General features: G+C 70.6%; 14 protein-coding genes. 6 read left to right on the top strand and 8 right to left on the bottom strand.

Going from position 1 to position 13,184, the window contains the following annotated elements:
* Positions 1-121: 121 nt before the first annotated feature.
* The gene (locus ACH4OW_RS11000) at positions 122-538 is read left to right on the top strand and encodes a CBS domain-containing protein (protein WP_360132470.1); all 417 of its coding nucleotides are present in this window, start codon (positions 122-124) and stop codon (positions 536-538) included.
* A 19-nt stretch (positions 539-557) separates the two neighbouring features.
* Here the strand turns inward: ACH4OW_RS11000 and ACH4OW_RS10995 are convergent, their stop codons facing one another.
* Complete coding sequence (locus ACH4OW_RS10995) at positions 558-2,246, bottom strand: hypothetical protein (protein WP_398026743.1); 1,689 nt, start codon at positions 2,244-2,246, stop codon at positions 558-560.
* 350 nt (positions 2,247-2,596) lie between these two features.
* Here ACH4OW_RS10995 and ACH4OW_RS10990 point away from each other — a divergent pair, with 350 nt between their 5' ends.
* Positions 2,597-3,079, top strand: coding sequence for a hypothetical protein (locus ACH4OW_RS10990; RefSeq protein WP_398026741.1), 483 nt, complete (start codon positions 2,597-2,599; stop codon positions 3,077-3,079).
* 180 nt (positions 3,080-3,259) lie between these two features.
* Here the strand turns inward: ACH4OW_RS10990 and ACH4OW_RS10985 are convergent, their stop codons facing one another.
* On the bottom strand, positions 3,260-4,846 hold the full coding sequence (locus ACH4OW_RS10985; RefSeq protein ID WP_398026739.1) for a UvrD-helicase domain-containing protein: 1,587 nt from the start codon (positions 4,844-4,846) through the stop codon (positions 3,260-3,262).
* A 272-nt stretch (positions 4,847-5,118) separates the two neighbouring features.
* On the opposite strand from ACH4OW_RS10985, the gene ACH4OW_RS10980 reads away from it, so the two are divergent.
* From ACH4OW_RS10980 to ACH4OW_RS10970, 3 genes are all read left to right on the top strand, one after another.
* Positions 5,119-5,880 (top strand): MerR family transcriptional regulator, encoded by a 762-nt coding sequence (locus ACH4OW_RS10980; protein WP_398026737.1) that lies wholly within the window; start codon positions 5,119-5,121, stop codon positions 5,878-5,880.
* A 119-nt stretch (positions 5,881-5,999) separates the two neighbouring features.
* Positions 6,000-6,365: a DUF6479 family protein gene (locus ACH4OW_RS10975; RefSeq protein WP_360132484.1), complete on the top strand. Its 366-nt coding sequence runs from the start codon at positions 6,000-6,002 to the stop codon at positions 6,363-6,365.
* 39 nt (positions 6,366-6,404) lie between these two features.
* Positions 6,405-8,054 carry a cytochrome bc complex cytochrome b subunit gene (locus ACH4OW_RS10970; RefSeq protein ID WP_398026735.1) on the top strand — a complete coding sequence of 550 codons (1,650 nt, stop codon included), beginning with the start codon at positions 6,405-6,407 and terminating at the stop codon, positions 8,052-8,054.
* Positions 8,055-8,066: 12 nt separating this feature from the next.
* Here ACH4OW_RS10970 and ACH4OW_RS10965 read toward each other — a convergent pair whose 3' ends face one another.
* The 6 genes from ACH4OW_RS10965 to ACH4OW_RS10940 all read right to left on the bottom strand — a co-directional run bounded on the left by ACH4OW_RS10965 (position 8,067) and on the right by ACH4OW_RS10940 (position 12,248).
* Positions 8,067-8,717 carry a hypothetical protein gene (locus ACH4OW_RS10965; RefSeq protein ID WP_398026733.1) on the bottom strand — a complete coding sequence of 217 codons (651 nt, stop codon included), beginning with the start codon at positions 8,715-8,717 and terminating at the stop codon, positions 8,067-8,069.
* Positions 8,714-9,157 carry a hypothetical protein gene (locus tag ACH4OW_RS10960; protein ID WP_360132492.1) on the bottom strand — a complete coding sequence of 148 codons (444 nt, stop codon included), beginning with the start codon at positions 9,155-9,157 and terminating at the stop codon, positions 8,714-8,716. The genes ACH4OW_RS10965 and ACH4OW_RS10960 overlap by 4 nt, the downstream gene beginning before the upstream one ends.
* 76 nt (positions 9,158-9,233) lie before the next feature.
* Positions 9,234-9,650: a cytochrome c oxidase subunit 4 gene (locus ACH4OW_RS10955; protein ID WP_398026731.1), complete on the bottom strand. Its 417-nt coding sequence runs from the start codon at positions 9,648-9,650 to the stop codon at positions 9,234-9,236.
* Positions 9,647-11,299 carry a cytochrome c oxidase subunit I gene (gene ctaD / locus ACH4OW_RS10950; RefSeq protein ID WP_398027208.1) on the bottom strand — a complete coding sequence of 551 codons (1,653 nt, stop codon included), beginning with the start codon at positions 11,297-11,299 and terminating at the stop codon, positions 9,647-9,649. Before ctaD ends, ACH4OW_RS10955 begins: the two co-directional genes overlap by 4 nt.
* A 233-nt stretch (positions 11,300-11,532) precedes the next feature.
* Positions 11,533-11,814 (bottom strand): hypothetical protein, encoded by a 282-nt coding sequence (locus ACH4OW_RS10945; RefSeq protein WP_360132497.1) that lies wholly within the window; start codon positions 11,812-11,814, stop codon positions 11,533-11,535.
* A gap of 71 nt (positions 11,815-11,885) precedes the next feature.
* Positions 11,886-12,248 (bottom strand): hypothetical protein, encoded by a 363-nt coding sequence (locus ACH4OW_RS10940; RefSeq protein ID WP_398026729.1) that lies wholly within the window; start codon positions 12,246-12,248, stop codon positions 11,886-11,888.
* Between the two features lie 109 nt (positions 12,249-12,357).
* On the opposite strand from ACH4OW_RS10940, the gene ACH4OW_RS10935 reads away from it, so the two are divergent.
* Positions 12,358-13,182 (top strand): SDR family oxidoreductase, encoded by an 825-nt coding sequence (locus ACH4OW_RS10935; RefSeq protein ID WP_398026727.1) that lies wholly within the window; start codon positions 12,358-12,360, stop codon positions 13,180-13,182.
* Positions 13,183-13,184: the final 2 nt, after the last annotated feature.

The raw sequence follows: 13,184 nt of genomic DNA, 5'->3' as shown, positions 1-13,184 counted from the left end.
GGATCCCGCCAGACGGGAACGCGGATGCCGGCCCCGGAGCCGGGCCGTCCGTATCCACGGACCGCGGCTTCGCGGGCACGGCACACACGCGCACGACCACCGACAAGGAAGGCGGAACCCCATGCCTGCCGCACGCGACATCATGACCCCCGGCGCGGAATGCGTCGGCGCCGAGGAGAGCGTCCTCGACGCGGCCCGCAAGCTCACCGACCTCGGCGTCGGAGCGGTACCGATCTGCGGTACCGACGACCGGCTCAAGGGCGTCCTGACGGACCGCGACATCGTCGTCAAGGTCCTGGGCCAGGGCAAGGACCCCGCGCAGACCAAGGCCGGCGAACTGGCCCAGGGCGAAGCCGTGACCATCGGCGCGGACGACGGCGCCGACGAGATCCTCGCGACCATGACCCGGCACAAGGTCCGGCGCCTGCCGGTGATCGACGGCCACCGCCTCGTCGGCATGGTCGCCCTGGCCGACGTCGCCCGCGCCCTGCCCGACTCGAAGGCGGGCGACCTCCTCGAAGCGCTCTCCACCGACTGAGAGAGCGCCGCCCGGCTGCTCAGACGCCGCCCTGCCACGGGAACCCGAGCTCCTCGGCACGCTCGCGACTGCCGCCGCACACCCGTCCGTAGGTCTTCGGATCCTCGCCGGCCAGCCGGCGCAGGGCGGCGGCGGCCTGTTCCGCGGGCGGGGCGCCGTCGTCCGGCACGACCCAGAGGAACTGGAGGGGGATGCCGTCCGGTTTCCCGGCGGCGGGGCCCGGCTCGTACCAGAAGGTCACCACAACGCTGTCCGGGTCGTCGTGGCCGCTGCTGATCCAGCCGCGGCGCAAGTCCCACCGCCGCAACAGCTCCGGCCGTGCCACCAGCCCCGCCTTGACCAGGCGGGCCACGGTGCGGGCCGGCCAGGACCAGGAGAAGTCGGTCTCCGCCCGCGCGATCTCCGCGTCGTAGGCGGCGGCGTCGAACCGGTGGACGGGCGGCTCGGGCGCCGGCTTCCCCGTCCCCGGCAGGGCCGGCCGCCGCCAGTTCTCCCACACGACCTGGTCCCCGTCGCGCCGGATGGTGACGTAGAGCGCGCCACAGCACCCTTCGGTGCAACACGCCTCCGCGAGCTGCACCTCGCGGGGCTCAGGCCCGGCCCGGAGGCGGCCGTCGTCCAGGAGGTATTCGGGGCTGTGGGCGGGCCCACGCGCGAAGACCGCCGGGACCACGGGCCGCCCGTCGACCAGAACGCGGGTCTCCACGGGGGCCCGGTCCACGGGGTCGCCCGCCACGACCTCGACGCGCAGCCCGCCAGGCGCCGAACCCGGGAGGGCGAAGGGGCGCCGCCCAGTACGCCGGACCCACCCCGCCCGCAGCCGCTGGTCCGGCTCGCCCACGCCGGTGTCCGCCGGCGGCGCCCACCGGGGTTCGGCCAGCAGCCGCCCCAGCGACTCCAGCAGCATCGCGCGTCGCCCGGAAGGCCAGTCCAGCAGCACACCCGGGCCACTGTTCAGGTCCCAGGCGAGGGAGAGCAGGGTGGCGTGGTGGTCGAGAGCAGGCGGCAGGAGCCCGGCCCGGGTGACGACCCGTTCGTACAGAGCGAGCGCGTCACGGTACTCGAGGACGTCGGTCGCCCGGTCCTGCGCACACACCATCCTGGCCAGGATTCTGCCCGCCCGGGCGAGCAATGCCGTGTCGGAGGGGTGCCGGTCGAGCAGCTCGGTCAGCCGGGTGGCTTCCGCGATCCGGCGGGCACCCGTACTGCCGAGACACCGGGGCAGTGCGGGAAACGCCTCCAGCTCCGCACGCACGGCCTGCCGGTCGCCCGCCCACAAGGCGCCTACGAGCGGCCGCAGTTCGCTACGGGAACAGACGGTGAGCCAGACGACGGCGGCGGCCTGGCGGTCGATGGCGTCGAGAGCGTCGACCACCGCGGAAGTGAACTCCCGGAACAGGCCGAGAGCGGACAGACACGGGATGTCTTCGGCCTCGCCGAGACGGGCGAGCAGGGCGATACCGGTGGCGACGGCGGGCACGGTGGTGCCCGTACGGGTCAGCCGCCGGCCCAGCGACCGGGCCGCGTCGTCGGACAGCCGACCGAGCGCTTCCCGGGACGGTGGGGCAGCGTCGGGCGTGGACGTGTCGGGGAGGCGGTAACCGCGCCGGACCGGAACCCCGTCGGGGGACTCGCGGAGCAGGCGCAGGGCGTGGCCGTACAGGGCGGGCGGAAGGGCGAGCGCGTCGCGCTCTTCCCGGGCGCTCACCAGGCGGGGTGGAACTCGATTCCGTAGATCATGGACGCAGCCTGCCATCCCGACAGCGGTTTGTCGAAGAGAAAGCGGCCCGACGGGAGCCGGGGACGTGTCTGTGTCCCAGCCGGCTCATCTGCCGTGGGGTGCGCCTTGCCCGGGGTTCATGTCGGGGGGATGCGGTAGACGCGGCGTCGACATACCGCAGCACCACCACCCTCCGACCGCCACACCATCTTCCCCGGCTGCCCGAGAGACCGGAAGACACCGACGCCCTCCGCCCGCGACCCGCACACGTCAAGATCGGCACGCAGGCCGTGCGACGATGCGTTGGCCAATAGAGCCACGAGCGGGGACGAAGGACGATGAAGTACATCAATCTGGACGCACAGGTCGGCAACCTGTCAGGAGTCCTGTCCCCTGCTCGTTACCTGGAGCAGCTGCCCTCGCTGTCTGAGGACCTGCCGGCCGGAGCGCGGCGCTTCGCCACTGCCCCGGACCACTACGACTTCACCGGCAAGCGGTGTGTGAAGGACCTGGAACTCCAGCACGTCCGGGGTGTCGGAGCTGACGACCGGCAAGTGGAGATGCAGTTCCGGCACAACTGCTGGAAACACGACGAAGACCTGGTTATCCACTACACAGGCGTCTCCAGCTTCGATGCCGGGAGCAGCGAGGGCACCGAGGACGACGGCTGGGCGGGCCTCGGGACCGTGATCCTCGACGAAATCCTGCCCCACCAGAACGGCTGCAGCCACGAGATCGCATTCTGGAACGGCTCGCTCACCGTCGTCTGCCGAGACCTCACCGCGACCTGGACCAAGACCGACTGCCCCAGCAATCAATAACAACGCCGACTGCCCCAGCAATCAATAACAAGGCCGACTGCCCCTCCGGTTCTCCGGCAGCACGGCCGTCGTAGCCGACGCGGAGCCGGCCCGCGGCCTGGTGGCGGAGAGTCGGACCTGTTGGACCCAACAGGTCCAACAGGTCCGACTCCTCCGGACGGGTCCGGTCGGAGCAGCGGCTCAATCGGCGAGCGGAGGCTCGCCAAGGCTGCCCCACGGACTGCCCCACGGACTGCCCAACGGGCTGCCCAACGGACTGGGCTTCTCCGGCGCCTTCGGCGCGGCCTGCGTCTGGGGGTGGGACTTGAACCAGGCCAGGGAACCGTTGTCCAGGTGATGGCGGGCCCGGGTGACGGCGACGTAGGCCAGCCGCGCCTCGCCGCGGGGGATGGGGCCGGGGCGTCCGAGGGCGTCGGGTTCGGGCTCGGTGAAGTCCTCGCCGATCCGTACGGAGGACCACTCACGGCCCTTGGCCTTGTGCACGGTGGAAACCGTCACCTCGCACGCCCCCTCGTCGCCCAACCGGTCGACCGCCTCCAGTACGGTCTCGGTCCCGAGGTCGTCGATGAGGTCCACCCAGGGCAGCAGGTCGGCGCCGGCCGGGTCGTTCTCGGCGTAGTCCTGGAGCTCGCCCCACGACGTGAACAAGAACAGCTCGTGGTGGCGCGTTCCCTTCCCGGCTTTCAGGTCGCGGGCCGCCACGGCCAGGCTGCGCAGCGTGGCGCCGCCGCCGGCCATTGCCACCCGGCGTCCGGAGTCCAGCTGGTGGAGCGCCTCGGCCATCGCCCCGACGTTGGTGCGGCACAAGACCGCTTCCGGATTGTCGGCCCGCGCGATGCGGGTGGCGGTGGCCTGGTGTCCCGCCAGGCGAAGAGGGGAGCCGGTGAAGGCGAGCCACTGGTTGGCTTCTTCGGCAAGGGCGGGGCCGAAGCGGAAGGACTGCGTGAGGGTGAGCTGCGTTCCGTCGAAGCCGGTCATGATGTCGCGGGCGCCGCGCCACGAGTAGATCTGCTGGGCGGAGTCGCCGACCAGGACGAGCTGGGCGTGGTCCCGTTGCAGCATCAGGACGTATTCCAGCGCCGGGTTGGTGTCCTGGGCTTCGTCCAGGAGGATGTAGTCGCCCGGGATGTACGGATCGCTGAGCTGCCAGACCTTCAGGTAGTGATCGTGGTCGACGCGCAGCTTGTCGCCGCGCGGGTTGCGTACGTCGTCCCAGGCCCGCTGGGCGTAGGGCAGTACGGTACTGACCAGGACGCGGTGAACGTGCGGGTCTTCCGCGCCGCGCTGCCGGGGAACGTGGTGCTCGGCGAGGTGCGGGTCGGCGGACTGGCAGAACCGCAGTACGGTCTCCTTGGTGATGTAGGCCAGGTTCCGCGCCTCGAAGACGACCTTGCCCACTGTCAGGCTGTGGCGCAGCCCGAGCAGTTCGGCGGTCTTCCACGCGGGAACGCGGGCCCCGCCGAAGCGGTGCTTGTAGCGGAAGCCGACGGCGCCGAAGGCCAGTCCGTGGCCGGTGCGGCAGGTGACCCGCGGTGGGAAGCGATGGGCGGCCTCCTCTTTCACGGCCCGGTTGAACGCGAGGTAGACGCCGCGCCGGTCCGTGTCCGCCGCTGCCATCAACTCCAGTGTGGAGGTTTTGCCGGTGCCCGCGCCGGCCTGCAATACCAAGTCCCGGCCGACGGCGAATGCGCCACGCGCCGCCGCTTGCTCCTTTGTCGGCTCCAGCCTCGTCAATGTCCCAACCCCTCGTACGCAATCTGGCGGCACAGCCGCGGCCACGGCAGATGCCGGGCCGACCGGAGCGTGACAGACCTCACTGACAAAGCGTGAGGAAGAAATCGCACAGGCAAACAGGGGTGCGAGAATTGATATTCACATAGGCACTTTTAGTGCTTTTATGTCGAACGGCTCCGCCTCCTGTACGGCGCCCACCGGGAAAGGTGACCCGCCGCGGGCTTGAGGTTGCCGTAGCGGAAGCCTCTACCGTCTTGGGCAGGGCGGGAGATTCCGGCCCGGTGGAGCGCGCGGGGGAGGCGGCGATGGCCTGGCCGATCGCGGAGGTCGCCCGGATGTCTGGGGTGACGGCCCGGACCCTGCGGCACTACGACGCTATCGGCTTGCTGCCGCCGGCCTGGGTCGGGGGCAACGGTCACCGTTATTACGAGGAGCGCCAACTGCTGCGGCTTCAGCAGGTTCTGGTGCTGCGGGCGCTGGGCCTGGGGCTGCCCGAGATCGGCCGGGTCCTGGCGGCGCAAGTCGACGAGCTGGAGGCCCTGCGGGGCCACCGCCGCCGGCTGCTCGCCGAGCGCGACCGGCTGGATGTCCTGGCGGGCACCGTGGCCCGCACGATCGCCGAACTGGAGCAGTCCGGGAAGGACGGTACGAACATGATCAGCATTAGCCGGCCGGAGAACCTGTTCGAGGGAATCCGGTCCGCCCAGTGCATGAAGGCCCTGCACGGTTTCCCGGAGCTGGCCGGGGCCGTCGAGCGGCATACCGCGGCGTTGGGCAGGGCCGAGCGCGAGGCCGACGAGCGCGAGCGTACGGCGCAGATGATCCGGCTGGCGGAGCTGTGGGCCGCCGGCCTGCCCGCTGACGCCGATGCGGTGCAGGCCGAGATCGACACCCAGTACCGGACGCTGGCCCGGATCCGGGCCGCCACCGCCGAGGAGTACCGCGCGATCGGTCGTTGCTGCGTGGAGAATGAGCACTGGCGCGCGGCGTACGAGTCGATAGCGCCGGGCCTGGCCGCGTACCAGCGGGCCGCCATCGATGCGTACGCCGCAACTCGGCTGCGCTGAGCCGGGGCCGGGCCGCCGCCACGGGGGTGCGGCGGCCCGCCCGGGGGCACCGGCGGCCTTCCCCACCCGATTGGCGGTGCGTTTGATGGCAATCCGGGCCTAACGGGTAATCAGCCCCCATGTCTCTCGATGCGCCCCTGCCGGTCGAACCGCCCACGGCCGCCTCCCACCTGGTCATCGGCGTCGGCCCGCTGATCGCGGGCATCGTTGTCGTGCTCCTGCTGATCGGGGCCGTGGTATACGGATACCGGCGCCGCGCGACGCGCAAGGATCGTCCGCCGCGTGCCCACACCGGGCCCCGGCACGCGAGAAGAGGGGGCCGGAGCGGCACCTCGGCACGGGCGGCGGACGGAGTGTCCCGGGAGAGCCACGAGGACAAGCCGTCCGGTGTGCGGGACATGGGCGAGTACGGGACCCGCCCAGGGAGCGCGGACGAGCCGCCGCCGTGGGACGAGGGGAAGAGCGGCTCGTTCGGCAACGGCTGAGACCGGCGGCCCGTCGTGTTCCGCCGCCGAAAAGCCCGGGTGCGGACCCGTACCGCGGCACGCGCGCTCACCGGCTTCGACGTACTCGACCGGCGCCTGCCCGCGGCCGAGGGGGCGAAAGCCCTGCTGCGCAAGGCGTTTCCCGACCACTGGTCCTTCCTGCTCGGCGAACTCGCGCTCTACGCCTTTCTCGTCCTCGTCCTCACCGGTACGTACCTGACCCTCTTCTTCGACCCGGTGACGGCGCAGACCGTCTACCACGGGCGGTACGCCCCGCTGTCCGGGCTGCCCATGTCCCAGGCGTACTCCTCCACGCTGCGCATCAGTTTCGACGTGCGGGGCGGCCTGCTGATCCGGCAGATCCACCACTGGGCGGCCCTCGTCTTCGTCGCCGCGCTCTGCACCCACCTGCTCCGGATCTTCTTCACCGGCGCGTTCCGCAGGCCGAGGGAAGTCAACTGGGTCATCGGCGTGACGCTCTTCATGCTGGCGATGCTGGAGGGATTCGCGGGGTATTCGCTGCCCGACGACGGGCTTTCCGGTACGGGCCTGCGCACCGCGAACACGATCGTGCTGTCCATTCCCCTCGTCGGCACCTATCTGGGTTTCTTCCTGTGGGGCGGCGAATTCCCCGGCACGGATCTCGTCAACCGCCTGTACGGGCTGCACATCCTGCTCGTGCCGGGAATCCTGGTCGCACTGATCACGGCCCATCTGATCCTCGTCGTCCACCTCAAGCACACGCAGTGGACCGCCCGCGGCAGGACCAACCGCAACGTCGTCGGCCGGCCCATGTACCCGCACTTCACCGCGAAATCCGCGGGTCTTTTCTTCACGGTCTCCGGCGTGCTCGCCCTCCTCGGCGCACTGGCCCAGATCAACCCCGTGTGGGAGTACGGCCCGTACCGGGCGGACCAGGTCGCCACCGGCGCCCAGCCCGACTGGTACGTCGGATTCCTGGAAGGCGCCCTGCGCCTGATGCCGCCGTGGGAGACCGGCCTGTGGGGCCACACGCTCATGTGGAGCGTCCTCGTCCCGGCGGTGATCCTGCCCGGCCTGTTCTTCCTCGTCCTGTACCTCTATCCGTTCTGCGAGCAGTGGGTGACCGGCGACCGCGGGGAGCACCACCTGTGCGACCGGCCGCGCAACCGCCCGACGCGTACGGGCCTCGGCGTCGCCGGAATCGTCTTCTACGCCGTGCTCCTCGCCGCCGGCGGCAACGACGTGACCGCCTACGGTTTCCGCGTCTCCGTCAACGCCCTCACCTGGCTCTTCCGCATCGCCCTCGTGGCGGGGCCGGTGCTCGCCTTCATGCTCACCAAACGGATCTGCCTCGCGCTGCAGGGCGAGGACCGGGACGCGCTGACGGAGGGGGAGGAGACGGGCGAGGTCACCCAGGACGTGTGCGGCGGCCTCGGCAAGGGACGGCGCGCCCTCAACGCCGACCATCGCCACCGGCTGCTCGTCCGCGACATGCCCGAACCGCTGCCACGCCCCGCCGACGCGGCGCACCTGGCGCGGCGGCAGCGGCTGCGCCTGGCCCTGAGCAACTGGTACTACCGTGACCGCGTCGAGCTGCCGGCCACTCCCGAACAGCGGGCCCGGACCGACGAGCGCGCGACGGGGAACGAGCGCACGACGGAACACGAGCGCGCGGCGGGGCCGGACCGCCGGAGCACCCGTGGGTGATCCGGCCCGCGGTCACCAGTCGGTGAGGTCGACCACGCGGGAACAGTGCGGGTCGCCGGCGTCGGCGACCGTGAGCCGCTCTTCGTCGAGCAGCGACGGCAAGGCCGCCAGCAGTGCCGTGAGGGCACCACCTGGGCGTACGTCGGCGGCTGTCGTCCCGGTAAGCGCTTCCTCGCTGCCGAGGTAGAGGCGGAGCCGGTCCGGGGCCAGGAACAGGAAGCCGCACAGGCGCGTCTGCGGGGGTTCCTCGGTGGAGGGGAAGGCGAGGCAGCGCAGGAGCGTGAGGGCCCAGTCGTCGTGGGTGAAGGGGGCCGGAGTCACGGTCGCGGGGTCCACGGTGAACAGGGTCATCCCCATGACGGTGCCGACCCTGTCGCGAGGGTAGATGTGGGTGCCCGTGTGGACCGTGCGCAAGAGGGCCGCGACGTCGTGCGGCGTGCGCAGTTCGTCGCCCGCGCGCAGGGGGATCTCGTAGGCGGTGAGCCGGTCGGCGGCGTACTCGTCCTTGTCGCCGAGGACGACGCGCACGGCCTCTGCCGTGGGGGGCACCGGCAGGACACCCCGTACGTGCTGGTCCTCGACGAGGGGTGCGTAGACGTGGTGGAGCAGCAGGCCCGTGATGTCGGCCTGCTGCTCCACCATCTCTTCGTGCTCGTACGTCACTGATTTACCCAGTTAGGGCACTTCTGCATGCCCTTGCAGTATGCGGTGATCACGCCGATCGTATTCCCCTTTCCGGCGTCGTAACGCTTGTCGTCCGTCTTTCGTGCATAACGGGCCTTGACGATGAGGGTCACCCGTCCGTACTGGCGGTTCGAGGCGACGCCCTCGTACTGGAGGTTGGCCCCGTCCTTCTTGTCGACCTTGCCGCCGATGGGGATGTTCAGCAGATCGCACTTGCGGATGTTGTGCCGGCCGGTGAAGTGGTTCCAGCCGAACTCGGCGTTGCCGATGCGCGTCGGTATCTGCCGGCCGTCGGGGTCGACCCCGCTGCACCTTTCCTTCTTGCTCCAATACGGTGCCGCGTTCGCGGGCGCGGCGGCTCCGGCGAGGAGGATCGTTGCTGCTGCGACGGGCGACATGAGCGCCGTGATCTTCTTCATGATCCGACTGTGACATGTGTATCTGCCGGCTGCCACGTGCTCCCTGTCGCCAAATACCCGGCATTCATGGGGCATTTCACGGGGGATTTCGTGGGGCGTTGTGTCGAGCGTCACGGACCGGGAACTCCAGCACCATGCCGACGACGCCCGCCACCAGCAGGCCCGCCCCGATGACGAACAGCCACAGCCCGAAGACGACCCCCAGCGCCGTCAGCGCCACCGCAAGGCCGGTCAGCGGGGGATAGCCGCTGCGGGGCGGGAAGAAGCCCAGCCCGCCGCAGCGGTCCCGCACCTCGGCGTCCTTGCGGTCCTCCGGCCGGTCCCCTCTTTTGCGGTGGTTCACCGTGCAATAGCCGCTCACCAGGAGGGACATCAGAAAGGAGACGGCCAGCGCCGCCGTCCCGGCCGGTTCCTCCGACAACACCGCGTAAACCAGACCGGCCACGAAGAAGAAGCCCGCCACACCCGCGAAGAGCAGTGCCTCGATCCTCATGCGCCACGCTCCCCGTGCGGATCGGGCGTCGGCCGGGTCCTGCCACGATCCTGGGCCGGCAGCCGCCGTGCCTCCGGATGGTGCAGGTCGAAGGCGGGGGAGTCGGAACGTACGCGGGGCAGCGCGTGGAAATTGTGCCGGGGCGGCGGACAGGAGGTCGCCCACTCCAAGGACCTGCCGTACCCCCACGGATCGTCCACCGGCACCTTCGGCGCCCACCGCGCCGTCCGCCACACGTTGTAGAGAAACGGCAGCGTGGAAATCCCCAGCAGGAACGCGCCGATGGACGAGAGCGTGTTCAATACGGTGAACCCGTCGGCGGCCAAATAGTCGGCGTAACGCCGCGGCATCCCGCTCGAACCCAGCCAGTGCTGCACCAGGAACGTCAACTGGAAACCGGCGAACAGCGACCAGAAGTGGATTTTCCCCAGCCGTTCGTCGAGCATCCGCCCCGTCAGCTTCGGCCACCAGAAGTAGAAGCCGCCGAACATCGCGAAGACCACCGTCCCGAACAGCACGTAGTGCAGATGCGCCACGATGAAGTACGAGTCGGTGACGTGGAAGTCCAGCGGCGGTGACGCGATCAGCACACCGCTCAGGCCGCCGAGCAGAAAGGTGACCAGGAAGCCGCCCGCCCACAGCATCGGCGTCTCGAACGACAGGCTGCCCCGCCACATGGTGCCGATCCAGTTGAAGAACTTCACCCCCGTCGGCGCGGCGATGAGAAAGGACATCAGGGAGAAGAACGGCAGCAGCACCGCCCCGGTGGCGAACATGTGATGGGCCCACACGGTCGCCGACAGCATGGTGATGGCGATGGTCGCCGCCACCATCCCGACGTACCCGAACACCGGTTTGCGGCTGAACACCGGGATGATCTCCGTGATCACGCCGAAGAACGGCAGCGCGACGATATAGACCTCCGGATGCCCGAAGAACCAGAACAGGTGCTGCCAGAGAACCGCGCCGCCGTTGGCGGGATCGTAGACGTGCGCCCCGAATTTCCGGTCCGCCTCCAGGGCGAGGAGCGCGGCGGTCAGCACGGGGAAGGCGAGCAGCGCCAGGATCGACGTGAACAGCACGTTCCAGGTGAAGATCGGCATCCGGAACATGGTCATGCCCGGGGCGCGCAGGCACATGATCGTGGAGATGAAGTTCACCGCGCCCAGCGTGGTGCTCAGGCCGGACACCACCAGTCCCATGGCCCACAGGTCGCCGCCGGCGCCCGGGGTGCGCAGGGCGCTGTTGAGCGGGGCGTAGGCGAACCAGCCGAAGGACGCGGCGCCCTGCGGGGTGAGGAACCCCGACACCACCATCAGGCCGCCGCAGAGGAACAGCCAGTACGTCAGCGCGTTGAGCCGGGGGAAGGCCACGTCGGGCGCGCCGATCTGCAACGGCATCACCGCGTTGGCGAAGCCGGCGAACATCGGCGTCGCGAAGAGCAGCATCATGATCGTGCCGTGGATGGTGAAGAGCTGGTTGTACTGCTCGTTGCTGACGATCTGCAGGCCGGGCCTGGCCAGTTCGGCGCGCATCACCATCGCCAGCGCGCCCGCCAGCAGGAAGAAGCCGAACGCGGTGACGAGGTAGAGGTTCCCGATCACCTTGTGGTCCGTCGTCGTCAGCCAGCGGCGCACCGCGCGGCCCACCGTGTCGCGGGGCGCCGCGGCGGCCTCCGTACGCGTGCTCTGCTGAACCTGGACCACCGTGACCTCCGCCCGGCCGGGGTTGTGACGCCGGCCCTCAGCCTGGCATCAGCCCGGCCGGAATCCCGGGGCCCACGGGGCAGGGCGGGCCGCCGCCACCCGGAAGGGTGCACCGGTGTCCCACAGCACCGGTGCGGCGGCGGGCGCCCGGCCGTCGCGGGGGCGCCCGCCGCGACTCAGGCCCGGCGGGTCTCCTCGGCGGTCGCCGGAGCGCGGCGCAGGGACAGCAGCCGCAGCAGAATGCCGGGCCCGCTCCTCGCGGCGGGCGCGGGCGCCGGCGCGGAGGCAGGAGCGGGCACGGAGCGCTCAGGCTCCGCGGTCCCGGGCTCGGGCCCGGAACCGGGCTGTGGTGTGCCGACAGGGCCGGCGGCGGGCTCGTGTTCCGGCCCGAGGTCGTGCGAGGAATAGCTCAGGGCGCGCACGTAGCCTTCCAGCGCGCGTTGGGGATCGATGGGCATGACGCACCTCTCCTGCTGGTCGTTGCTGCCTGTGGCGGGAGCGCCCGCGCCGGTGCGGGGCGCGGTCCCGGTCAGCAGCGCAGGACGGTGTGGTGCGCGCGGGAGTTGGCGGCGTTGCGTACACCCGGCCGCAGCGCGGCAGGGCGGCCGGGAGAACCGGCAGCACGAGCGGTGTGGCGGGGAGGCGACGGCGTGAGGGGCCGGGCCGCGGGGGAGCGGTCGGTAAGGGCCGCCCGGTTGGTCCGGGGCCCGGTCGCCTGGGCGAAGGTGTCGTCGGCGGTGAGCTCGGCCGGCATGGATACGGAACTCTCGGGCCCGGTGGCGGGTTCGAGGGCCACGGGCAGTGAACCGCACAGGGCGACCAAGGCGGCGATCAGCGCCAGGACGCAGGCGCGCGCCATCGGCCGCCGCAGCCCGCATCCCCCTTGGTTCATGCACAAAGGGTAACGATTCGACTACTGTGCGCGCATGTCGTCGAACGGGTGAGTTTCCCGCCCGGAACGCGTCACCACACAGCACCACGCCCACGGAAGGGTCCCTGTCATGGCCGGCAGCAAGCGCATCCTCATCACCGGAGCGGGGTCCGGCTTCGGCCGCGACGCCGCCCTGCGGCTCGCCGGGCGCGGGCACCACGTCATCGCGGCCGCCGAGAACCGGCCCCAGATGACCGGGCTGATCGCCGAGGCGGACCGGCGCGGTGTCCGCCTTCAGGTGGAGAACCTGGACGTCACCAACGCGCTCCACCGCGACCAGGCCCACGCCTGGGACGTGGACGTGCTGTTCAACAACGCCGCCATCGGCGAGATGGGCCCGCTGGCCGACATCCCGATGGCACTGTTCCGGCAGGTCTTCGAGGTCAACGTCTTCGGCAACCTCGCGCTGGCCCAGGGCTTCGCCCGGCAGATGGTGCGGCGCGGCAGCGGCCGCATCGTCTGGCTGTCGTCCATCGCGGGCCTGACGACCAACCCGTACCTGGGCCCGTACTGCGCGTCCAAGTACGCCATCGAGTCGATCGCCCAGGCCATGCACGACGAACTCAAGCCGCTGGGCGTCAGCGTCTGCACCATCAACCCGGGCCCGTACCAGACCGGGTTCAACGACCGGATGGGTGATTCGCTGCGGGTCTGGTTCGACCCGGAGAAGTCCGCCGCCGCGCGGCACTTCACCACGGACCTCGGCGTCGAGGTCACGCTGGCCGACGACTACGGCCGGATGACCGGGGAGAGCCAGAAGGACCCCGAGGAGATCGTCGAGCTGTTCGTGCGGGTCGCCGAGGAGGACTCCGGCCTCTTCCGCAACTTCCTCCCTGCGGACCGTATCGAGGGAGCGAAGCAGCAGCAGGCCGCCATCTGGGACCTTCGTCAATAGAC

The sequence above is a fragment of the Streptomyces sp. NPDC017056 genome, from assembly GCF_044332485.1.
Lineage (GTDB): Bacteria > Actinomycetota > Actinomycetes > Streptomycetales > Streptomycetaceae > Streptomyces.
Note: the sequence above shows the minus strand (reverse complement) of the source record. Positions and strands in the feature narration are given on the sequence as shown.

Coding starts and splice junctions, on each gene's coding strand:
- ACH4OW_RS10960 (WP_360132492.1), bottom strand. CDS start 9,157: ATGAAGAAGATCACGGCGCTCATGTCGCCCGTCGCAGCAGCAACGATC.
- ACH4OW_RS10945 (WP_360132497.1), bottom strand. CDS start 11,814: ATGCCCATCGATCCCCAACGCGCGCTGGAAGGCTACGTGCGCGCCCTG.
- ACH4OW_RS10975 (WP_360132484.1), top strand. CDS start 6,000: ATGTCTCTCGATGCGCCCCTGCCGGTCGAACCGCCCACGGCCGCCTCC.
- ACH4OW_RS10935 (WP_398026727.1), top strand. CDS start 12,358: ATGGCCGGCAGCAAGCGCATCCTCATCACCGGAGCGGGGTCCGGCTTC.
- ACH4OW_RS10940 (WP_398026729.1), bottom strand. CDS start 12,248: ATGAACCAAGGGGGATGCGGGCTGCGGCGGCCGATGGCGCGCGCCTGC.
- ACH4OW_RS10955 (WP_398026731.1), bottom strand. CDS start 9,650: ATGAGGATCGAGGCACTGCTCTTCGCGGGTGTGGCGGGCTTCTTCTTC.
- ACH4OW_RS10990 (WP_398026741.1), top strand. CDS start 2,597: ATGAAGTACATCAATCTGGACGCACAGGTCGGCAACCTGTCAGGAGTC.
- ACH4OW_RS10980 (WP_398026737.1), top strand. CDS start 5,119: ATGGCCTGGCCGATCGCGGAGGTCGCCCGGATGTCTGGGGTGACGGCC.
- ACH4OW_RS11000 (WP_360132470.1), top strand. CDS start 122: ATGCCTGCCGCACGCGACATCATGACCCCCGGCGCGGAATGCGTCGGC.